Genomic DNA, 22,240 nt, shown 5'->3' with positions numbered 1-22,240 from the left:
GGCGACGGGCGATGCACGGCCTATGGGCGAACGATCCGACGCGGCGGGGCCGCCGACGGCGACCCTGGCGCACGGCCGCGCGCAGACGCGGTCACTGCAGCCATCACCACCACCGCCGGCACAGCGGTCGCCGGAGGCACACGCACGCCTCGCCCCCGGTACCAGGCGCGCACCCGGCGCACCGGGTCGCGCGGGACGCGGGAGCGGCGCGGGTCCGGAGGGTCCGGTGAGTTCCCCGGGGGCGCTGTTGAGCCGCCGCCGGCCGGTCTCCGGCGGGGGGACGAGCCTGGTCTCGCAGCTCGTACTGGCCTTGGTCTGCGCGGGATACGCCTTCGGTTCCGCGCTCGGCTGGGGCTCCCCCCGACTCGCCCTGATCATGGGCGACTTCGGGCTGAGCGCGGCGGCGGCCACCGCGGCCGTGTCCTGCTTCCTCTACGCCCGCAGCCGTATCCGCTTTCGACCCGCGTGGCTGCTGTTCGCGCTGTCGTCCGCCATGGCCTCCGTGGGCAATCTGATCTGGGGCTGGTACGAGGTCGTGCTCGGCGTGGCCGTGCCCAGCCCGAGCTATGCCGACCTGTTCTTCCTGTGCTTCGCCCCGCCCGCCATCGTGGGACTCCTGGTCCTCGCCAAGCGGCCGGTGACGAAGGCCGGCTGGGTCTGCATGGTCCTGGACGCCTGGCTGATCGGCGGCTCGCTGCTCACCCTGTCCTGGAGCCTCGCCCTCGCGCAGACGGCGAAGTTCGACGGACCGAGCGTCGCGCACACCGCGCTGTCACTGGCGTACCCGCTGCTCGACATCGCTCTCGTCAGCATGGTCCTCGCGCTGCACTTCCGGCGCTCCACCGTGAACCGTTCCGCGGTCAACACCGCGATCGGCGCCCTCGCCCTGACCGTGGGCTGCGACGCCCTGTTCACCTCGCCCCTGATGCACAACAACTACCACTCGGGCCAGTTGCTCGACGCGGGCTGGTTCGCCGGCTCGCTGCTGCTGGCGTACGCGCCATGGGTGGGCTCCGGCCACGAGGGTCCCGGTGAGTCCGGCGGGCACACGCGCGTGGTGCACGAGCACCTCCCCGGACAGCAGCGCCCGGGCGGCCGTCCCGGCGGCCACCAGCACCCGTCCCACACACCTCACACGCCTCGCCAGGGCCATCCGTCCGCTCCGGGGCAAGGGCATCCGCCCGCACCGGGCGGTGATCACAGCCGGTATCCGGCCACCCGGCCCATCACCGGCTCGCTGGCCGCGCTCACGCCGTATCTGGCCGCCGCGGTCTGCACGCTGGGCATCCTCTACAACGTCCTCAACGGCCGCAGCCCCGACCGCGTGGTGCTCATCACCGCGGGCGCCGTCGTCCTCGCGCTCGTCGTGCGCCAGGGCATCATGCTGCTCGACAACATCACCCTCACCCAGGAACTGGCCCAGAAGGAGAACCACTTCCGCTCCCTGGTCCAGGGCTCCAGCGACGTCATCATGATCGCCGCACCCAACGGGATGCTGCGGTACGTCAGTCCGGCCGCCGCCGGGGTCTACGGCCGGCCCGCGGAGGAGCTCGTCGGCACCGAACTGGCCCATCTCATCCACCCGGAGGACCTGGGCTGCGTGGTGCACGAAGTGCGCCGCTTCCTCGCCGCCAGCCCCGGCGAAGAACCCACGACCCGTATCGAGTGCCGCTTCAAGTCCGGCGACGGCGGCTGGCTGAACGTGGAGTCCACGGTCAACCGGCACCACGGCGGCCTCATCTTCAACAGCCGTGACGTCACCGAACGGGTGCGGCTCCAGGCCCAGTTGCAGCACAACGCCGAGCACGACCCGCTCACCGACCTGCCCAACCGCGCGCTGTTCACCCAGCGGGTGCAGCAGGCTCTGTCCGGCCGCCGCTCCACCGACCGCGGCACGGCCGTCCTCTTCATCGACCTCGACGGCTTCAAGGCCGTCAACGACACGATCGGGCACCAGGCCGGGGACGAACTGCTCGTCCAGGCCGCCCGCAGACTCCAGGACGCGGTCCGGTACGGGGACACCGCCTCCCGCCTCGGCGGCGACGAGTTCGCCGCCCTGATCGTCGGCGACGGCACCCGGGACCGTACCGCCCGCGAGCGCCACATAATGGAACTGGCCGACAGGCTGCGGCTCACCCTCTCGCAGCCGTACGACATCGACGGCAACGACGTCCGGGTCAACGCCTCCATCGGCGTCGCCTTCGCCGAACCCGGTCTCGGCGCCGGCGAGCTGCTGCGCAACGCCGACCTGGCGATGTACCGCGCCAAGGCCTCCGGCAAGGGCCGCGTCGAGCTGTACGCGCCCCAGATGCAGCAGGACGTCGTACGGAAGGCGGAACTGGCCACGCGGCTGCGCGCCGCACTGCACGACGGCGAGTTCGCGCTGCTGCACCAGCCGGTGGTGGCCCTGGAGAACGGCCGGATCACGTCGGTCGCCGCCCAGGCGCGCTGGCGCTCCTCCCAGGGCGTGCTGTTCACGCCCGCCGAGTTCCTGCGCGTCGCCGAGGACAGCGACAAGACCGCCGAGCTGGACCGCTGGATGCTGGAGGAGGCCGTGGAACAGGCCGCCGAACGCGCCGCGACCGGGCTCGCCGTACCCGTCGCCGTCCGGATGAGCGCCCGGCGGCTCCTCGACCGCTCCCTGCCCCTCGGATCGATCGAGACCCTGCTGACCCGGCACGGGCTGCCCACCGGCGCCCTGATGATCGAGCTGGCGGACACCGACCCCCGGGTCTCCCTGGACGAGCTGGAACGCCGGCTGAACGCCTTCAGACGGCTCGGCGTACAGATCGCGCTGGACGGCTTCGGCAGCGGCTACGCGGCGATCACGGCACTGCGGCGGCTCCCCGTCGACGTCCTGAAACTCGACCGCGGGCTGGTCGAGGGCGTCGTCGAGTCCGCGCGGCTGCACAAGATCACCAGCGGGCTGCTCAGAATCGCGAACGACCTCGGGCTCCAGTCCGTGGCCGACGGCGTGGACCTGCCGGAGCAGGTGACCGCCCTGCGCGCGATGGGCTGCACACACGGGCAGGGCATGGCCTTCTCCGGGCCGCTGGACGAGTACCGGCTGCGCCGGGCCCTGTCCACCGGCCGCTATCCCGTGCCCAATGGTCCGGCCGAGCCCGCGTTCGCGGGAGGCGGCTCCGGGGTGTACACAAGTACGGGTGTGTCCGCCGGTACAACCGTGTCCGCGAGTACGGCCGTGCCCGCCGTTCTCGGGGGCGGAACGGCCCTCCGCTCACATAATGAGACTCCCGTCCCACCCACTTGACAGTCGGTGCGTGCCGGGGAGAGGGTCGACCTCATGCGCACCCGAATTCTCGTACTTGGAAAGCGCGTCGGCTGACGCTGGTGAACGTTTCGGACGGACCCGGAACTCCCAGCGACCGCACCCGGCGCGCTCCCCTCGCTTGCCTCACGGCACGAGGGGTTTTTTGTTGCACCGACACCAGTCGGGCCGCGACGAAAACGCAACGCACACCGCACAAAACTCGCAAAAACCCTCAGCATCGAGAAGAGAATGCCGATGACCGAGCAGGCCACCGGGGCCCATCACCCGCAGCCGCGGCCCCGTTCCGGAGGACAGCAGTCCGCCCCCGAGCACGTCACGGGTGCGAAGTCCCTCATCCGCTCGCTTGAGGAGGTCGGGGCCGAGACGGTATTCGGCATTCCCGGCGGTGCGATCCTTCCCGCGTACGACCCGCTGATGGACTCCACGCGGGTGCGGCACGTGCTCGTGCGGCACGAGCAGGGCGCGGGCCACGCGGCCACCGGCTACGCGCAGGCCACCGGCAAGGTCGGCGTCTGCATGGCGACCAGCGGCCCCGGCGCCACCAACCTGGTGACCCCGATCGCCGACGCGCACATGGACTCGGTGCCGCTCGTGGCGATCACCGGGCAGGTCGCGTCCAAGGCGATCGGTACGGACGCCTTCCAGGAGGCGGACATCGTCGGCATCACCATGCCGATCACCAAGCACAACTTCCTGGTCACCAAGGCCGAGGACATCCCGAAGACCATCGCCGAGGCCTTCCACATCGCCTCCACAGGGCGGCCGGGTCCGGTCCTGGTCGACATCGCTAAGGACGCCCTCCAGGCCCAGACCGTCTTCCAGTGGCCGCCGGCCGCCGACCTGCCCGGCTACCGCCCGGTGACCAAGCCGCACGCCAAGCAGATCCGCGAGGCGGCCAAGCTGATCACCGCCGCCAAGCGGCCGGTCCTCTACGTCGGCGGCGGTGTCATCAAGGCACAGGCCACCGCCGAGCTGAAGGTCCTCGCAGAACTCACCGGAGCGCCCGTCACCACCACCCTGATGGCGCTCGGCGCATTCCCCGACAGCCACCCGCTGCACGTGGGAATGCCGGGCATGCATGGTGCGGTCACCGCCGTCACCGCGCTGCAGAAGGCCGACCTGATCGTCGCCCTCGGAGCCCGCTTCGACGACCGCGTCACCGGCAAGCTGTCCAGCTTCGCCCCGCACGCCAAGATCGTCCACGCCGACATCGACCCGGCGGAGATCGGCAAGAACCGCGCCGCCGACGTCCCGATCGTCGGCGACGCCCGCGAGGTCATCGCCGACCTGGTCCAGGCCGTGCAGAAGGAGCACAGCGAGGGCCAGACCGGCGACTACACCGCGTGGTGGAAGGACCTCAACCGCTGGCGCGAGACCTACCCGCTCGGCTACGAGCAGCCCGACAACGGCTCGCTCTCCCCGCAGCAGGTCATCGAGCGCATCGGACAGCTCGCCCCCGAGGGCACGATCTTCGCGGCGGGCGTCGGCCAGCACCAGATGTGGGCCGCGCACTACATCCAGTACGAGAAGCCCGCGACCTGGCTGAACTCCGGCGGCGCCGGAACGATGGGGTACGCGGTCCCGGCCGCGATGGGAGCCAAGGCCGGCGCCCCGGACCGTACGGTCTGGGCGATCGACGGCGACGGCTGCTTCCAGATGACAAATCAGGAACTCACCACCTGCGCGCTCAACAACATCCCGATCAAGGTCGCCATCATCAACAACGGCGCCCTCGGGATGGTCCGCCAGTGGCAGACCCTGTTCTACAACCAGCGGTACTCCAACACCGTGCTGCACTCGGGCCCGAACGACGTCAACCCGGACGCCAAGGGTACCCGGGTCCCCGACTTCGTGAAGCTGTCCGAGGCGATGGGCTGCTACGCGATCCGCTGCGAGTCCCCCGACGACCTCGACAAGGTCATCGAGGAGGCGAACTCGATCAACGACCGCCCCGTCGTGATCGACTTCATCGTCCACGAGGACGCCATGGTGTGGCCGATGGTCGCCGCAGGCACCTCCAACGACGAGATCCTGGCCGCCCGGGACGTCCGCCCCGACTTCGGCGACAACGAAGACGACTAAGAGAGAGCCTTGTCAACGCCATGAGTAAGCACACACTCTCCGTCCTCGTCGAGAACAAGCCAGGTGTCCTCGCCCGGATCACCGCCCTGTTCTCCCGGCGCGGCTTCAACATCGACTCGCTCGCCGTCGGCGTCACCGAGCACCCCGAGATCTCCCGCATCACCATCGTGGTCAACGTGATCGAGGAACTCCCCCTCGAACAGGTGACCAAGCAGCTCAATAAACTCGTCAACGTGCTGAAGATCGTCGAACTGGAATCCGGCTCGGCCGTTCAGCGTGAACTCGTTCTGGTGAAGGTGCGCGCGGACAACGAGACGCGTTCCCAGATCGTCGAGATCGTCCAGCTGTTCCGCGCCAAGACGGTCGACGTCTCCCCGGAGGCCGTCACCATCGAGGCCACCGGCAGCAGCGACAAGCTGTCGGCGATGCTCAAGATGCTGGAGCCGTACGGCATCAAGGAGTTGGTGCAGTCCGGCACGATCGCGATCGGGCGCGGCGCGCGCTCGATCACGGACCGGTCGCTGCGCGCGCTGGACCGGTCGGCCTAGCCGACGGATTCGGGCGGTCGGGGGACCCCGGCCGCCCGTATTGCGAGACCCCCGAACTTCACTTCCCCCCGCCGTCATACGGTGGGACGCAACACCTGCACTCAAGGAGAGAACCCAAAGTGGCCGAGCTGTTCTACGACGCCGACGCCGACCTGTCCATCATCCAGGGCCGCAAGGTCGCGGTCATCGGTTACGGCAGCCAGGGCCACGCCCACGCGCTGTCGCTCCGTGACTCGGGTGTCGACGTCCGCGTCGGTCTGCACGAGGGCTCCAAGTCCAAGGCGAAGGCCGAGGAGCAGGGCCTGCGCGTGGTGACCCCCGCCGAGGCCGCCGCCGAGGCCGACGTCATCATGATCCTCGTCCCGGACCCGATCCAGGCCCAGGTCTACGAGGAGTCCATCAAGGACAACCTCAAGGCGGGCGACGCGCTGTTCTTCGGCCACGGCCTGAACATCCGCTTCGACTTCATCAAGCCCCCGGCCGGCATCGACGTCTGCATGGTCGCCCCCAAGGGTCCGGGCCACCTCGTGCGCCGCCAGTACGAGGAGGGCCGCGGCGTTCCGTGTATCGCGGCCGTCGAGCAGGACGCGACCGGCAACGCCTTCGCGCTCGCCCTCTCGTACGCCAAGGGCATCGGTGGCACCCGCGCCGGCGTCATCAAGACGACGTTCACCGAGGAGACCGAGACCGACCTGTTCGGTGAGCAGGCCGTTCTCTGCGGTGGTACGGCCGCGCTGGTCAAGGCCGGTTTCGAGACGCTGACCGAGGCCGGCTACCAGCCGGAGATCGCGTACTTCGAGTGCCTGCACGAGCTGAAGCTGATCGTCGACCTGATGTACGAGGGCGGCCTGGAGAAGATGCGCTGGAGCGTCTCCGAGACCGCCGAGTGGGGCGACTACGTCACCGGTCCCCGCATCATCACGGACGCCACCAAGGCCGAGATGAAGAAGGTCCTCGCCGAGATCCAGGACGGCACCTTCGCGCGTGAGTGGATGGCCGAGTACCACGGCGGTCTGAAGAAGTACAACGAGTACAAGTCGCAGGACGAGGCGAGCCTCCTGGAGACCACGGGCAAGGAGCTGCGCAAGCTGATGTCCTGGGTGAACGACGAGGCGTGAGTCTGTTGGTCGGGCCGTGACGCCGGTGCGGTTCACCGGGGTCACGGCCTGGCTGTCTGCCGGGGGCGCGCGCCGCGGGGCTCTGCCCCGGACCCCGCTCCTCAAACGCCGGAGGGGCTGAACCAGGCACGTGCGAGTGATCCTTCTGCGCAGGCGCAAGAACGTCCTCGCCGCGCCACTACACTGCCGTACTACATTCGCGTCAGGCCCACAGCGTCGTGCGTCTCCAACGCGGCTAAGCGACACCAGCGAATTTCAGGCACGCCCCCACGCCGCCCGGCACGCCGAGAGCACGCACCGAACGACGCGGGAGCACACCTGAAATTCCCCGGCGCCGCTTCCCCCTCCACCGCCTGCGGCCGTCGGGACGGCCGTCCGCAAAGGACTGAGTGAGGACTCACGTGAGCTCGAAACCTGTCGTACTCATCGCTGAAGAGCTGTCGCCCGCGACCGTCGACGCGCTCGGCCCGGACTTCGAGATCCGGCACTGCAACGGAGCGGACCGAGCCGAACTGCTCCCCGCAATCGCCGACGTCGACGCGATCCTGATCCGCTCGGCCACCAAGGTCGACGCGGAAGCGGTCGCCGCCGCACGCAAGCTGAAGGTCGTCGCACGAGCCGGCGTCGGCCTGGACAACGTCGACGTGCCGTCCGCCACCAAGGCCGGCGTGATGGTCGTCAACGCCCCCACCTCCAACATCGTGACCGCGGCCGAACTGGCCTGCGGTCTCCTGCTCGCCACCGCCCGCCACATTCCGCAGGCCAACTCGGCGCTGAAGAACGGCGAGTGGAAGCGCAGCAAGTACACGGGCGTGGAGTTGGCCGAGAAGACCCTCGGTGTCGTGGGTCTGGGTCGGATCGGTGCGCTGGTCGCCCAGCGCATGTCCGGCTTCGGTATGAAGGTCGTCGCGTACGACCCGTACATCCAGCCCGCGCGTGCCGCGCAGATGGGCGTCAAGGTCCTGTCGCTGGACGAGCTGCTCGAGGTCTCCGACTTCATCACCGTCCACCTGCCGAAGACCCCCGAGACGGTCGGTCTCATCGGCGACGAGGCGCTGCACAAGGTCAAGCCGAGCGTCCGGATCGTGAACGCCGCGCGCGGCGGGATCGTCGACGAGGAGTCGCTGTACTCGGCGCTCAAGGAGGGCCGCGTCGCCGGCGCCGGTCTCGACGTGTACGCGAAGGAGCCCTGCACGGACTCCCCGCTGTTCGAGCTGGACCAGGTCGTCTGCACCCCGCACCTCGGCGCCTCCACGGACGAGGCGCAGGAGAAGGCCGGTATCGCCGTCGCCCGCTCGGTGCGGCTCGCGCTCGCCGGTGAGCTGGTCCCGGACGCGGTCAACGTCCAGGGCGGGGTCATCGCCGAGGACGTCAAGCCGGGTCTGCCGCTCGCCGAGAAGCTCGGCCGGATCTTCACCGCGCTCGCGGGCGAGGTCGCGGTCCGCCTCGATGTCGAGGTGTACGGCGAGATCACCCAGCACGACGTCAAGGTGCTCGAACTCTCCGCGCTCAAGGGCGTGTTCGAGGACGTCGTCGACGAGACGGTGTCGTACGTCAACGCCCCGCTGTTCGCGCAGGAGCGCGGCGTCGAGGTACGGCTGACGACCAGCTCGGAGTCGGCCGACCACCGCAATGTGGTCACCGTGCGCGGCACGCTCAGCACCGGCGAGGAGGTGTCGGTCTCCGGCACGCTGGCCGGTCCGAAGAACCACCAGAAGATCGTCGCGGTGGGGGAGTACGACGTGGATCTGGCGCTCGCCGACCACATGGTCGTGTTCCGGTACGTCGACCGTCCCGGTGTCGTCGGCACGGTCGGGCGCATCTTCGGTGAGGCGGGCATCAACATCGCTGGGATGCAGGTGTCCCGGTCGGTGGCCGGTGGGGAAGCGCTGGCTGTCCTGACCGTCGACGACACGGTTGCCCCCGGGGTGCTGACGGAGGTCGCCGAGGAGATCGGCGCGACGTCTGCTCGATCGGTCAACCTGGTCTGAGGGTGACCGTCGTCTGGGGGCTGCCGCCCCCAGGCCCCCGCTGTCGGCCCTGAACGGGCCTTGTCCTCAAACGCCGGACGGGCTACTGCATCTCCCGGGGGATACCCCCCGGACCCCCAGCCGAAAGCGGGTTGGCTGGGGTGACCGGCGCGGCTGCTGTGAGCCGAGCCCAGGCACCCCAGCCCGTCCGGCGTTTGAGGACGAGGCCGTTCAGGCCGAAAGGGGGGTCTGGGGGCGCAGCCCCCAGGGATGGGACGGGTAGGGGCGGCGGGGGCGAGAAAAAGCGCGACGAGCCGAGGCCCCTCACTCGTCCGGCGTTTTCACCTTCAACGCCAGCACCGCCGCCCCCAGCAACACCACCACCCCCGCGACCGCAGCCGCCTGCATCCCGTGGACGTACGCCTCCCTCGCCGCCATGACCAGCGCGTCTCCCGTGCGCGCCGGAAGCTGCTGGGCCACCGCCAGCGCGCCGCCCAGGGTCTCCTGGGCCGGGGCGGGCGCCGAGGACGGGATGCCGTGGCGGTAGACCGCCGTACCGATCGAGCCCAGTACGGCCATGCCCAGCGCGCCGCCGAACTCCGCGCCCGTCTCCAGCAGGGAGGCCGCGGTGCCCGCCTTGTCGACCGGGGCGGTGCTCAGGCCCAGGTCCATCAGCTGGGACATCACGGTGACGATGCCGGCCGCGAGGACGCCCGCGCCGGCCAGGACCAGCCACAGGGAGTCGGTGCCCACCAGGGCCAGCAGCCCGTATCCGCAGGCCGCCGTCACGAAGCCGCCGGCGACGACATGGGCGCGCGGTACGCCCCGCTGGACCAGGGCCGCGGCGACGGGGGCCGCGACACCGACCAGGACCGTCGGCAACAGGCCCCACAGCGCGGCCTCCAGGGAGCTCTTGCCCAGCACCGACTGGAGGTACTGCGTGGTGAAGTACGCCGAGCCCATCATCCCGAACGCCGAGATCAGGTTCAGGGAGACGGCCGGGCCGAAGCCCCGCCCCCGGAACAGCGCGGGGGAGATGAGCGGTGAGGCGGCCGTGCGCTGGCGCTGGACGAAGAGGTACGCGAAGAACAGGCCGACGGTGACCGACATGACGTACCGCGTGTGCCAGCCCTCCGCCGCGATCTCCTTGAGGCCGTAGATCACGGGGAGGACCGCCGCCATCGACAGGGGGACGCTGAGGAGGTCGAAGCGGCCGGGGTTCGTGGTCTTCGACTCGGGGAGCAGGGCCGGGCCCAGGATCAGGAGCAGGGCCATCGCGGGCAGGTTGACCAGGAAGACCGAGCCCCACCAGAAGTACTCGACGAGCAGTCCGCTCATCACCGAGCCGAGGGCGACGCCGCCGGTCATCACACCGGACCACATGCCGATCGCCTTGGCGCGCTGGCCGGGGTCGCGGAACATCGTGCGGATCAGGGCCATCGTCGACGGCATCAGGGTCGCGCCGCCGATGCCGAGGACCGCGCGGGCCCCGATCAGGGTCTCGGCACTGTTCGCGTACGCGGCGAGCAGGGAGCCCGCGCCGAAGGCGGCGGCGCCGATGAGGAGGAGCCTGCGGCGGCCGACGCGGTCGCCCAGGGAGCCCATCGTCATCAGCAGGCCGGCCAGGACGAAGGCGTAGATGTCGAAGATCCAGAGTTGCTGGGTGCCGGTCGGGGCCAGGTCCGCGCTGATCGCGGGGACCGCGAAGTAGAGGACGGAGACGTCCATCGAGACCAGCAGCAGCGGCAGCATCAGCACGCCGAGCGCGGTCCATTCGCGGCGGCCGGCCCGGGGGCCGGGGGAGGTCGTCATGCAGGTCGGGTTCGTCATGGCGAGCAATGTACGGGTGTTTTAAACGTTCGTCTAGGACGGGTGTGTAAATCGGTTGTCTAGGACGGTTGTATGGATCGCGGGTAGGGTGGCCGCATGGGACACCGTGAGGATCTGCTCGAAGGCGCCAGGCGCTGCCTGCTGGAGAAGGGGTTCGTGCGCACGACCGCGCGCGACATCGTCAAGGAGTCGGGGACCAACCTGGCGTCCATCGGCTACCACTACGGCTCGAAGGACAAGCTCCTCGCGGAGGCGTACGTCTCCCTGGTGGAGGAGCTCTCCGACGACTTCGCGCCTGCCGTGGGGCCGGCCGAGGGCAGTGAGCCCGGCTCGCTCGACCGGTTCCAGGATGTCTGGTCGAACATCATCGGCACGATGCAGAGGCCCGGTTCGCTGTGGCGACTCAGTGTGGAGATCGTGGCCATGGGGGATCAACTGCCCGCGGTCCGCGACCACTTGGCGCTGGCCCAGCGTGAGGCGGCGCGCGGGATCATCCCGCTGTTCCTCGGTGGCCGCGAGGAGGACGTCCCGGAAGAGGACGTCGACTCCGTCGGCAAGTTCTACAACACCCTGATGACCGGGCTGATCACCCAGTGGGTCTTCGATCCGGCCACGGCGCCGACCGCGGATCAGCTCACCGAAGGACTGCGGCGGGTGATCGGGGCGTCGGCGGAGGCGGCGGGCTGATCCGGGGTGGCGGGCTGGCCGGAACCCGTCGGCCGGGCGACGGATTTCGCCCGGCGGCTGTCCGGACCGACGGAACTCCGACAGGCGGGGCCGGCCGAACAGCCTGCGGTCACAGCCGCGCCCCCTTCAGCGCCATGTGCAGCAACAGCCTGTCCTCGCCCTCGTCCAGATCCAGGCCCGTCAACCGCTCCACCCGGGACAGGCGGTAGTACAGGGTCTGGCGGTGGATGCCCAGCGCCGCCGCCGTACGTGTCGCCTGGCCCGCGCAGTCGAGATACGTCTCGGCCGTGCGGGCCAGTTCGCGATGGGCGGGGGAGAGCAGCGGGGTGACCGCCGGGTCGTGGGTCGCGTCCGGGGGGAGTGCCGTCAGCAGGCGGTACGGGCCGATCGTCCGCCACTCCGCGACCGGGCCGAGCCCCGGTTCCGCGCCCACCGCCCGCGCCGCCGCCGACGCCTCCCGCCAGGCCGCCCCCAGCTCCGCCAGACCGACCCGCGCCGCCGCGATGCCGGCCCCGCCCCGCTCACCCGCCCGCTCCAGCAACCGCCCCGCCGCTGTCGTCGCCGGCGTCAGCGTGTCCGGTGCGCGCAGCCGGAGCAGCACCGCCAGGGACTGGGCCGAGGTCCCCCACGGCATCGTGCACAGGGCCGTCGCACCCTGCACCGTACGCACGGAGGGCGCGTCGGACGACGGCCAGGGGGCCACACAGATCAGCGTGTGGGGAGCGTCGGCCCGCGGCCCGAGCGCCGTACGGAGTTCCGCGATCGCCGTGTCCCGCTGCCAGTCGCGCTCCGCCGTGAGGACGGCCCGCAGCTCACGGGTCAGATCCGTGCCGTGCTGCGCCTCGTCCGCCAGCAGCGCGCCGATCCGCGCCGTCACCGCCATGGCCGTGGCCAGCTGGGCGTCGGACGGGCCCGGGTCGTCGTCCAGCAGCCAGACATAGCCGAGGACGACACCCCGATGGCGTACCGGGAGACAGATCCGTCCCCGGTAGACCCCCGCCTCGGGGGTGGGCGGGATGCGCACCGGCCCCGTCGCCCGGGTGATCCCGAAGCCCTCGAACCACTCCCGGACCACCGTCGTCGAGCGCCGGGTGAGGATCGAGCGCGTGCGTACAGGATCCAGCGCCGACTCGTCCAGCTCGCCCTCACTGTCGTACGCGCCGAACGCGATCAGCTCGAAACCCCGGTTCTCCAGGGTCGCGGGCGCCCCGAGCAGCTCCGAGATCTCGTCGACGAGGTCCTGGTAGTCACCGGCGTGGTGGGAGGAGGCGGCATCGGCAGTCACCCGCCCATTCTCCCCTGCCCGATGCTCACCTTCATACATCTGTCTGAGATCCGTGGCACGGATGCGTGACAGCTGTCGATGGCTGACGATCGGAGGGATCCTTAGATTTCACGGTGGTTCTCCGTTTACCGGCCTTTTGTGGAGGTGCCCCGTGCTGGGTCCCGTGATTCTCGCCGCCTCGCGCAGCGACCGGATGCGCCGAGTGATCTCGGCCGCCCCGGTGACCAGGCCGGTCGTCGACCGCTTCATCCCCGGCGAGACGGTCGACGACGTCGTCCCGATCGTCCAGGACCTCACCGGCCGGGGCCTGGAAGTCACCCTGGACGTGGTCGGCGAGGACATCACCACCCCCGAGCAGGCCGCCGCCGCCCGGGACGCCTACCTGGAGCTGGTCGAACGGCTCGGCGAACTGGACCTCGGCACCCGCGCCGAGATGTCCGTCAAGCTGTCGCTCTTCGGCCAGGCACTGGAGGGCGGCCACGACCTGGCCCTCGCCAACATCCGGCCCGTCGTCGAGGCGGCAGCCGCGATCGGTACGACGGTCACCCTGGACGCGGAGGACCACACCACCCTGGACTCGATGTTCGCCATCCACGACGAACTCCGTAAGGACTTCCCGCAGACCGGCTGCGTCATCCAGGCCTACCTGTACCGCACCGAGGCCGACGCCCGCCGCCTCGCCGACAACGGCAGCCGCGTACGGCTCGTGAAGGGCGCGTACAAGGAGCCCGCCGAGGTCGCCTACCAGCAGAAGTCCGAGACCGACAAGGCGTACGTCCGGATCCTCCGCATCCTGATGGAGGGCACCGGGTACCCGATGATCGGGTCCCACGACCCCCGCCTCATCTCCATCGCCCAGGAACTCGCCCGCCGCGCGAGCCGCAAGCCCGACGAGTACGAGTTCCAGATGCTGTACGGGATCAGGAGCGACGAGCATCTGCGCCTCGCCGCAGAGGGGCACCGGATGCGCGTCTACACGGCGTACGGGACGGACTGGTACGGGTACTTCATGCGGCGGCTCGCTGAACGCCCCGCCAACCTGCTGTTCTTCGGCCGCTCGATCCTCACCAAGGGCTGAAACCCCCCGCTCGCAAAGGAGTTACGGACACCATGGACGCCGTCACCCAGGTCCCCACCCCCGTCAACGAGCCGGTGCACGGCTACGCCCCCGGATCGCCCGAGCGCGCGCGGCTCGAAGCCAAGCTGAAGGAGCTGGCCGAGAACCCCGTCGACCTGCCGATGACCATCGGCGGCGAGCGGCGCATGGGCGGCGGCGAGCGGGTCGACGTCGTGCAGCCGCACAACCACAAGGCCCGCCTCGGCACCTACGCCAACGCCACCCAGCAGGACGCCCAGGACGCGATCGACGCGGCCCTCGCAGCGGCCCCCGCCTGGCGCGCGATGGCGTTCGACGACCGCGCCGCGATCATCCTGCGCGCCGCCGAACTCCTGGCAGGACCCTGGCGCGAGACCCTCGCCGCGTCCACCATGCTCGGCCAGTCGAAGACCGCCCAGCAGGCCGAGATCGACTCCGCCTGCGAGCTGATCGACTTCTGGCGCTTCAACGTCAAGTACGCCCGCGACCTGCTCGCCGAGCAGCCGCCCGCCAACTCCCCGGGCGTCTGGAACCGCCTCGACCACCGCCCCCTCGAAGGCTTCGTCTACGCGATCACGCCCTTCAACTTCACGGCGATCGCGGGCAATCTGCCGACCGCGCCCGCGCTGATGGGCAACGTGGTCGTGTGGAAGCCGTCCCCGACGCAGACCCATGCCGCTGTCCTCCTCATGCAGCTGCTGGAGGAGGCAGGTCTTCCCAAGGGCGTCATCAACCTGGTCACCGGTGACGGCATCGAGGTCTCCAAGGTGGCCCTGGAGCACCGGGACCTGGCCGGCATCCACTTCACCGGTTCGACCAAGACCTTCCAGTACCTGTGGAAGACGATCGGCTCGAACATCGAGAAGTACCGCTCGTACCCGCGGCTCGTCGGCGAGACCGGCGGCAAGGACTTCGTGGTCGCCCACCCGAGCGCGGACAGGGCGGTGTTGAAGACGGCCCTCACCCGAGGCGCCTTCGAGTACCAGGGCCAGAAGTGCAGCGCGACCTCCCGCGCCTACATCCCCGCGTCCATCTGGAACGACGGTTTCCGTGAGGAATTCGCCGCCGAGGTCGACTACTTGACCATGGGTGACGTCACCGACCTGTCCAACTTCATCGGCGCCGTCATCGATGAGCGGGCCTTCGCCAAGAACAAGGCCGCCATCGACCGCGCGAAGGCCGACCCGACGTGCACGATCGTGGCGGGCGGCTCGTACGACGACTCGGTCGGCTACTTCGTCCGCCCGACGGTCGTGGAGTGCACGGACCCGGCCAACGAGGTCTTCACGACGGAGTACTTCGGCCCGTTCCTGGCCGTGCACGTCTATGAGGACGGGGCGTACGACGAGATGCTGACCCAGATGGAGTCCGTGTCCGACTACGCCCTGACCGGCTCGGTCATCTCCGGTGACCGCGCGGCAGCCGCGTACACGATGGAGAAGCTGCGCTACGCGGCCGGCAACTTCTACATCAACGACAAGTCGACCGGCGCGGTCGTCGGCCAGCAGCCGTTCGGCGGCGGACGCGCGTCCGGCACCAACGACAAGGCGGGCGCCCCCCAGAACCTGATGCGCTGGACCCTGACCCGCGCCATCAAGGAGACCCTGGTCGCCCCGACCGACTACACGTACCCGCACATGGGTTGAATCGCCCTCGCACAACAGGTCGTGGGCCGGGCAGACTTCGGCCCATGACCTGGACGGAGAGTGTGCTGACCAGTGACGGGACCGGGCTGTGGGCCCGTCGTTCGGGGCGCGGCGCGGAGCCGCTGGTGCTGTGCCACGGCGGGCCCGGCCTGTGGGACATGTTCGAGGACGTCACCGAACTCCTCGGCGACCTGGCCTCGGTGATCCGCTGGGACCAACGCGGCTGTGGCCGCTCGGACCCGTCCGACGGGCCCTGGACGAGCGAGCAGGCAGTCGCCGATCTCGACGCCGTACGGGCCCACTTCGGCCTGGAACGGATGACCCTGCTCGGGCACTCCTGGGGCGCGCAGCTCGCCCTCACCTACGCGCTGACCCATCCCGAGCGGGTCCGGGCCCTCGTCTATGTGAGCGGTACGGGAATCGGCCCGGACGCCGACTGGCACGACGCCCACCATCGCAACTTCCGCGCCCGGCTTGCCGAGTCGCCCGAACTCCTCGCCCGCTGGGGCGAGTTGACGGACCGTCGGTCGCAGCTGTCGGACGCGGAGGCGCGGGAGGTCGCCGTACTGCGGTGGTCGGCCGAATTCCCGGACCGGGAGCGGGCGTTGGAGATGCGCGGCGCATGGCCGAACCCTGGTTCGGCGTCAACTTCGCCTGCAACCAGGCCTTCAACGCCGAGCGGAAGCTGATCTGGGGCACTCCCGACCTGTACGACCGCTGCCGGGCGCTCGACGTCCCCGTGGTCATCGTCGACGGGCCGGCGGACATCCGCCCCCGAACGGCGGTGGACTCCCTGGAGCGGGCCCTGCCACGCGTACGCAGGGCGGTCCTGCCGGAGGCCGGTCATCTCCCCTGGGTCGAGGATCCGACCGGCTTCCGGCAGGCGGTCGCATCAATACTGTGATCAGTTCTCGCAGGTCGTACGGCCCGGGTGCCACCGGCAGGCCAGCGCGGCGAAGCCGCCGTCCGCGATCACCGGTACGGCGATGGTCGCGCCGCCCTTCGCGACCTGCGTCCCGCGCACCAGGCCCGCCGAACCGTCCGTCACCGTCTCCACCAGCCAGCGCCCGGCGCCGAGCCGCAGCGGTACGTCCGCCGTGTGCGCCGCGCCCGCGAACGTACCGCCGATGAACCACCGTCCGTCCGCCGCCCGTCGGGCGAGTACGGCGGCCCGGCCCGGGTCACCGGTCAGCAGCCGTGTCTCCTCCCAGCGCGCCGGCAACTGCTCCAGGTAACTGCGGGCCTCGGGACGCGCCTCGTACGACTCCGGAGTGCCGGCGAGGTTCTGGATGCCCGACTCGTACAGCACCGTCAGCCCCAACTCACCCGCGTCGGAAGCCACGTTGGGGCGGAACGGACGGTGGAAGGCACCCGGGGTGAAGTCCATCGAGCCGATCACATTGCGGGTGAAGGGGAGTGCGGCCAGCTGCTCGGCCGTGTTGTTGCGCTTCTCCTCGCCGCCCACGCCCTCCATCGTCATGACCTGCGGCCAGGTGCGCTGCATGCCCTTGGGGATCGTGGAGCCGTGGAAGTTGACGAGGAGGTGGTGACGGGCCGTCGACTCCAGGGCCTCGTCGTACCAGCGCATCCGTTCCTGCGACTCCGAGTCCATGAAGTCGATCTTCACGCCCTTGACGCCCCAACTCGCCAGCGTGCCAAGCCACTTCTCGCGCTCCACCGGGTCGGTGAGGAGCGTGTAGTGCAGCCAGACCTGGACGCCGACGCCCTTCGCCGCCGCGTACCGCACCAGCTCCGGCATCCAGCTGTTCGTCTGCCAGTCGGGGTCGATGACGTCCCACTCGCCGGGCTTGTAGTACCAGCCCGCGTCGACGACCTCGTACGGCCACTTCCGCTCGGCCGCGTAATCGACGTATTCCTTCTGCGCCGCCAGGCTCTGCCCGGCCTCCTTGCCGCCCGCGAGCCAGGTCCACAGGGCCGGGCCCGGCTTGATCCAGGACGTGTCCCGGACCTTGGACGGCGGCGCGAGATCGTCGACGAGGGTCGACTCCGTCACGGTGGTCAGGTCACCGGTGACGATCGTGCGCCAGGGCGTCTTCAACGAGCCCTCGACAGCGACGGGTTCGTCGTTCCAGAGGCTAACCTTGTACGTCGGTGAGTTCGCCTCGTGCGTCAAGTGGGCGCCCGCGTAGGAGCCGTTGAGGTCCGACTCCGCGATCAGCGCGTAGCCGCCGGGTGTGTTGAACAGAGCCTGCATCGAGTACGGGCCCGCCGGTGCCGTCGCCGCCGACTCGTAGCGTTTGAAGGGGAGTTCGTTGTCGGCACGGTAGGCGTTGACGACCGCCTGGCTGTCCGTGGGGAGCGTGAAGGCGGAGGCCTCGCGCAGGACGTTCCCGGTGCTGCGCGGCAGGACGTAGCGATAGGCGACGCCGTCCCGGGCCACCCGCACCAGCAGGTCGAGCCGGGCGCCCTCGGCCGTACGGAAGCGGAAGCGGGCCTCGGTCATCCGGGCAACCCGCTCGCGGGACTTGCCCGTTGTGGACGTATAGCGCTCGGTGACCGTCCGGGTCGTGCGGCCCGCGTACTCCAACCCCTTGGAGAAGTCGGCCTGTTCGGTGACCAGGCCCAGCGGCGAGGGGGCGAGGACCTGTTCGCCGGCGCGTCTCACGGTGAGGGTCGGGTGGCCGTCGGCCGGGTCCAGCGCGACGACGGCCGTGGGGGAGGAGCCGGGCGGGGCCTTCACCTCCCAGGCCGCCGCCGAGTCGCCGGTATGCGCGCCTGCCGGGAGAGCCGTCACCGCGGTGGCGAGTAATGCGGAGCAGAGAGTCAGCGCGATCGACATGAAGTACCCCTTCAGCCGTTCAGTCATCCGATGACTGTGAGGCTGCTGGGTGGAATTGGGGCTGTCAAGGTGTCGCGCAGCGCTATCTGTGGGCTGGAGGTCGGATCAATCAGGTCTGGAAGTGTCGGTGAACATCCTGCGACGGCTCGGGATACTGGACCCATGGCCCCCACCCTGCGCACCGCCCACACGGCCGACCTCACCCCCGCCGAACTCGCCGCCGCTCGTGACCTCATGGACGCGGCCTTCGACGGAGGCTTCGCCGACGAGGACTGGGAACACGCGCTCGGCGGCATCCACGCCCTCGTCCACGACGAGACGGGCCGCCTTCTCGCCCATGGCTCGGTCGTCATGCGCCGCGCGTTGCACCGGGGCCACTGGCTGCGCGTCGGCTATGTGGAGGCGGTCGGGGTCCGCGCCGACGCCCGCCGTCGAGGCCTCGGCGGGCTGGTGCTGGGGGCGCTGGAGCGGATCGTCGACGGCGGCTACGACTTCGGCGCGCTGTCCGCGAGCGCCGACGGCGCCTCCCTCTATCTCGCCAGGGGCTGGCAGCTCTGGCCGGGCCGGATCAGCGCCCTCGGCCCGGACGGCGTGGTCCACCTTCCGGGCGAGGAGGGCGATGTCTTCGTACGCCCTGCCGCAGTCGGGTCGCTGGACCCCTCCGACGGTCTGGTCTTCGACTGGCGGGACGGTGACGTGCTGTAGGGCGTGCAGCCAAAAGGCCAGGTCAGGTGGGCGTGACCCAATCCGCCGTCTCAGATAGTAGGAAGTCCGACTAATTGTGGAGACAGATGCCCTGTCCTCACTTAGCTTTGTAGAAGCCGAACGTGTCGCTGGACCAAGCGAATGACGGTCGCGAGCCGGAGCCCGTGCAGGCAACCCCTGTGGCACCGACGCTCCCCGTCCGACCCGGCGTCTCGAATCCCCCCTCCCTAGGAGTCGATTTCCCATGGCCGAGACGACCGTCCGCCGCCGAGTCCGCCACGTCTCCCCGACGAGCGAGTCCGACCGCAAGAACGCCGCAGCGGCGCTCCAGCGCGCCCTCGACCGCAGGGACAACGGCGGCCAGACAGGCCACTGAGGACCGCCTCCGAGCGGTCTCGTTACGCCCGCCGCACCTCGAAGTGGTCGATCCGCTCCCCGCTCTCCGCCAGCGCGGACACCTTGAGCCGGGGAGCCGCGCCCGGTGCGCCGGCCTCCGCCTCCACGGAGAGGAACGAGTAGCCGGTGTAGCGCACCCGCGACCACTCGACGGTGTCCTCGTGCCGCTCCTGCGACTTGGTCCAGTAGTAGCTCTCCACCGACTCCCGGTCGACGACCTTCCCCTCGAAGCTGTCCTTCACCCCGACCGGGAAGCTGTACAGACTCCGGCCCGCGCCGCCCGCAGTGACGTACACGGTCCCGTCCCGCGTCGGATCGGTCGACGCGCCGACCGGCACCTTCCTGCCCACCCGGCCGCCCCTCAGGGCATCCGTCCGCTCGTACACATGGTTGTGGCCGTTGATCACCAGATCGACCTGGTGCTTGTCGAAGAGCGGCAGCCAGGCGTCCCGTACCCCGCCGTCGGAGGCGTGGGTGGACGTCGAGTACGTGCAGTGGTGGAAGAAGACCACGACGAAGTCGATCCCGCCCGACGCGCGCAGCTCGGCCAGCCGCCGGTCCAGCCACGCCGTCTGGCGGCCGTCCGTGTGCCCCAGGTTCGCGGGGATCTCGTACGACACGTCGTTCGCGTCCAGCGCCACGACGCCGACATTGCCGTACGTGAACGAGTAGGCGCCCGGGGTGTTCCGGGCGTCGAAGCCGTTCTCCGGGAGCGACCAGCGGGCCGACTGGCCGCCGTAGCCGTTCGGTGAGTACCAGGCCTCCATGTCGTGGTTGCCGGTCGTCACCATCCACGGCACCGACTTCGCGACCGTCTCCGTCTGCTTCAGGAACAGGTCCCAGGCGGTCGGGTCGTAGGTGTCCGACTTCTCGCCGTGGCCGGTGACGTCCGCGTAGCAGATGTCCCCCGCGTGGAGATGGAAGGCGGGCTTCCGGCCGAGGATCAGCTTGTCGTTGGCGAGCGCGTCGGGCGTCACGCCCTGGTCGCCGAAGGCCGTGAACACGAAGCTCGCGGGCGCGGTCGCGGGCGCCGTACGGAACGTGCCCAGGGTGGACCGGTGCGCGCTCGACGCCGGGTCGAAGCCCTCGTGGCCGACGCCGTAGTAGTACGTCGTCCCGGGGCGCAGCCCGTCGAGCGCCGCGTGCACGTAGTACTGGTCCAGGTCGAGGCGGATACCGGGCAGGCCCGGTGTGTGCAGCGGGCGCAACTCGGCGTCGATGCGGCGGCTCAGGTCGCCGGGCGTCGGTCCGACTCGCACGTACGGCTTCCTGACCGCGAACGGGACCTGCCAGGAGATCCGCATCTGCGTCTTCGGGTCGGCGCCGAAGGCCAGATGGCGGCCGAAGGGCGTGACGGCGGAGCCGGGCACCTTGCTGGTCGCCGGGTTCGCCGTGCCCGTGCTCGACGAGCAGCCGGTGAGCAGCCCGCCGCCGGCCAGCGCGCCCGCCGTCACCAGCGCGCGGCGCCGCGTGAACCGCGTCCGCAGATACTCGTACTGCTCCGCCATGCTCATCCGGCGGGCCAGTTGCGGCGGAATGCCGACGTTCGGGGTGTCCATAGGATGCGAACTTCCCAGCAATCCCCAACGTCCGCCACACATACGGGTGAACGGCAGTCGAAGAGCGGTCGCCGCGGCACGCCCTCGTGTCCGTATCGCGGACATGGCGTGTCATCCCATGGGACCAGGAGTACGGTGCCGTTATGTCTCGCAGCATCAATCTCGCAGTGATTCCCGGTGACGGCATCGGCCAGGAGGTCGTGGCCCAGGGGCTCAAGATCCTCTCCGCCGTCCTTCCGCAGGATGTGAAGCTGGAGACCAAGGAGTTCGACTTCGGTGCCCGGCGCTACCACGCCACCGGTGAGACCCTCACCGAGGCCGACCTGGACGCGCTCAAGAAGCACGACGCCATCCTGCTCGGTGCGATCGGTGACCCGAGCGTGCCGTCCGGTGTCCTGGAGCGCGGCTTCCTGCTGAAGCTCCGCTTCGCCTTCGACCACCACGTCAACCTGCGTCCGTCGAAGCTCCTCCCCGGTGTCGCCACCCCGCTGGCCGGCCAGCCCGAGATCGACTTCGTGGTCGTCCGCGAGGGCACCGAGGGCCCGTACACCGGCAACGGCGGCACCATCCGCAAGGGCACCCCGCACGAGGTCGCCACCGAGGTCTCCGTGAACACGGCCTTCGGTGTCGAGCGAGTCGTCCGTGACGCCTTCGCGCGTGCCCAGGCCCGCCCCCGCAAGAAGCTGACGCTGGTCCACAAGAACAACGTGCTGACCTTCGCGGGCCACCTCTGGACGAACATCTTCAACAAGGTGGCCGAGGAGTTCCCCGAGGTCACCACGGACTACATCCACGTGGACGCGGCGACGATCTACCTCGTCACCGACCCCGCCCGCTTCGACGTGATCGTCACCGACAACCTCTTCGGCGACATCATCACCGACCTCGCCGCGGCCGTCTCCGGCGGCATCGGCGTCGCCGCGAGCGGGAACATCAACCCGTCCGGCGAGTACCCCTCGATGTTCGAGCCCGTGCACGGCTCGGCCCCGGACATCGCCGGTCAGGGCAAGGCCGACCCCAGCGCCACCGTCCTGTCCGTCGCCCTTCTGCTCCGCCACCTCGGCTACGAGGCGGAGGCCGTCCGTATCGAGGACGCCGTCACCGCCGACCTCGCGGAGCGCGGCACCACGACCCGTACGACGGACGAGATCGGCGACGCGCTCGCCGTACGAGTAGCCGGCTGACCCCGCGGCGCTCCACTCGAAGTTTCGAAGCCGCCGGGTCGC

The 22,240-nt window shown here is 70.0% G+C and carries 17 protein-coding genes; 13 read left to right on the top strand and 4 right to left on the bottom strand.

The genetic code is table 11. The features are described from left to right. Positions 1 to 226: 226 nt before the first annotated feature. The 5 genes from LUX31_RS11260 (at position 227) to serA (ending at position 9,031) form a co-directional block, all read left to right on the top strand. Positions 227 to 3,271, top strand: a complete 3,045-nt coding sequence (locus tag LUX31_RS11260) for a putative bifunctional diguanylate cyclase/phosphodiesterase (protein WP_235474641.1) — start codon at positions 227 to 229, stop codon at positions 3,269 to 3,271. A gap of 249 nt (positions 3,272 to 3,520) precedes the next feature. Beyond that, on the top strand, positions 3,521 to 5,374 hold the full coding sequence (locus LUX31_RS11255) for an acetolactate synthase large subunit (protein WP_235474640.1): 1,854 nt from the start codon (positions 3,521 to 3,523) through the stop codon (positions 5,372 to 5,374). A gap of 20 nt (positions 5,375 to 5,394) precedes the next feature. Then, positions 5,395 to 5,922, top strand: a complete 528-nt coding sequence (ilvN, locus tag LUX31_RS11250; protein ID WP_105970583.1) for an acetolactate synthase small subunit — start codon at positions 5,395 to 5,397, stop codon at positions 5,920 to 5,922. Positions 5,923 to 6,041: 119 nt separating this feature from the next. Continuing rightward, positions 6,042 to 7,040 carry a ketol-acid reductoisomerase gene (gene ilvC, locus LUX31_RS11245; RefSeq protein ID WP_235474639.1) on the top strand — a complete coding sequence of 333 codons (999 nt, stop codon included), beginning with the start codon at positions 6,042 to 6,044 and terminating at the stop codon, positions 7,038 to 7,040. 401 nt (positions 7,041 to 7,441) lie between these two features. Further along, positions 7,442 to 9,031, top strand: coding sequence for a phosphoglycerate dehydrogenase (gene serA / locus LUX31_RS11240; protein WP_235474638.1), 1,590 nt, complete (start codon positions 7,442 to 7,444; stop codon positions 9,029 to 9,031). Between the two features lie 303 nt (positions 9,032 to 9,334). Here the strand turns inward: serA and LUX31_RS11235 are convergent, their stop codons facing one another. Further along, positions 9,335 to 10,840, bottom strand: coding sequence for an MFS transporter (locus tag LUX31_RS11235; protein WP_235474637.1), 1,506 nt, complete (start codon positions 10,838 to 10,840; stop codon positions 9,335 to 9,337). Between the two features lie 96 nt (positions 10,841 to 10,936). On the opposite strand from LUX31_RS11235, the gene LUX31_RS11230 reads away from it, so the two are divergent. Further along, positions 10,937 to 11,527 (top strand): TetR/AcrR family transcriptional regulator, encoded by a 591-nt coding sequence (locus LUX31_RS11230; RefSeq protein ID WP_235474636.1) that lies wholly within the window; start codon positions 10,937 to 10,939, stop codon positions 11,525 to 11,527. A gap of 109 nt (positions 11,528 to 11,636) precedes the next feature. Here LUX31_RS11230 and LUX31_RS11225 read toward each other — a convergent pair whose 3' ends face one another. After that, the gene (locus LUX31_RS11225; protein WP_235474635.1) at positions 11,637 to 12,851 is read right to left on the bottom strand and encodes a PucR family transcriptional regulator; all 1,215 of its coding nucleotides are present in this window, start codon (positions 12,849 to 12,851) and stop codon (positions 11,637 to 11,639) included. A gap of 112 nt (positions 12,852 to 12,963) precedes the next feature. Here LUX31_RS11225 and LUX31_RS11220 point away from each other — a divergent pair, with 112 nt between their 5' ends. From LUX31_RS11220 to LUX31_RS11205, 4 genes are read left to right on the top strand one after another with little or no spacing between them, the layout of a single operon-like run. After that, positions 12,964 to 13,890, top strand: coding sequence for a proline dehydrogenase family protein (locus LUX31_RS11220; RefSeq protein WP_235474634.1), 927 nt, complete (start codon positions 12,964 to 12,966; stop codon positions 13,888 to 13,890). 32 nt (positions 13,891 to 13,922) lie between these two features. Continuing rightward, positions 13,923 to 15,554 (top strand): L-glutamate gamma-semialdehyde dehydrogenase, encoded by a 1,632-nt coding sequence (gene pruA / locus LUX31_RS11215; protein WP_235474633.1) that lies wholly within the window; start codon positions 13,923 to 13,925, stop codon positions 15,552 to 15,554. A gap of 44 nt (positions 15,555 to 15,598) precedes the next feature. Further along, entirely contained in the window at positions 15,599 to 16,243 is a 645-nt protein-coding gene (locus tag LUX31_RS11210; RefSeq protein WP_235474632.1) for an alpha/beta fold hydrolase, read from the top strand. Next, positions 16,177 to 16,458: an alpha/beta fold hydrolase gene (locus LUX31_RS11205; protein ID WP_235474631.1), complete on the top strand. Its 282-nt coding sequence runs from the start codon at positions 16,177 to 16,179 to the stop codon at positions 16,456 to 16,458. Before LUX31_RS11210 ends, LUX31_RS11205 begins: the two co-directional genes overlap by 67 nt. Here the strand turns inward: LUX31_RS11205 and LUX31_RS11200 are convergent, their stop codons facing one another. Next, positions 16,459 to 18,381, bottom strand: coding sequence for a glycoside hydrolase family 97 protein (locus LUX31_RS11200; protein WP_235474630.1), 1,923 nt, complete (start codon positions 18,379 to 18,381; stop codon positions 16,459 to 16,461). Positions 18,382 to 18,516: 135 nt separating this feature from the next. On the opposite strand from LUX31_RS11200, the gene LUX31_RS11195 reads away from it, so the two are divergent. Both LUX31_RS11195 and LUX31_RS37445 read left to right on the top strand, forming a co-directional pair. Then, positions 18,517 to 19,059, top strand: a complete 543-nt coding sequence (locus LUX31_RS11195) for a GNAT family N-acetyltransferase (protein WP_235474629.1) — start codon at positions 18,517 to 18,519, stop codon at positions 19,057 to 19,059. A gap of 244 nt (positions 19,060 to 19,303) precedes the next feature. After that, entirely contained in the window at positions 19,304 to 19,435 is a 132-nt protein-coding gene (locus LUX31_RS37445) for a hypothetical protein (protein ID WP_006374903.1), read from the top strand. A 22-nt stretch (positions 19,436 to 19,457) separates the two neighbouring features. On the opposite strand, the gene LUX31_RS11190 is transcribed toward LUX31_RS37445, so the two are convergent. Continuing rightward, on the bottom strand, positions 19,458 to 21,014 hold the full coding sequence (locus LUX31_RS11190) for a purple acid phosphatase family protein (RefSeq protein ID WP_235474628.1): 1,557 nt from the start codon (positions 21,012 to 21,014) through the stop codon (positions 19,458 to 19,460). 143 nt (positions 21,015 to 21,157) lie between these two features. Here LUX31_RS11190 and LUX31_RS11185 point away from each other — a divergent pair, with 143 nt between their 5' ends. Continuing rightward, positions 21,158 to 22,198 carry a 3-isopropylmalate dehydrogenase gene (locus tag LUX31_RS11185; protein WP_235474627.1) on the top strand — a complete coding sequence of 347 codons (1,041 nt, stop codon included), beginning with the start codon at positions 21,158 to 21,160 and terminating at the stop codon, positions 22,196 to 22,198. Positions 22,199 to 22,240: the final 42 nt, after the last annotated feature.

This window comes from Streptomyces sp. GQFP, assembly GCF_021545335.1.
In the GTDB taxonomy this organism is placed as follows: domain Bacteria; phylum Actinomycetota; class Actinomycetes; order Streptomycetales; family Streptomycetaceae; genus Streptomyces.
Note: the sequence above shows the minus strand (reverse complement) of the source record. Positions and strands in the feature narration are given on the sequence as shown.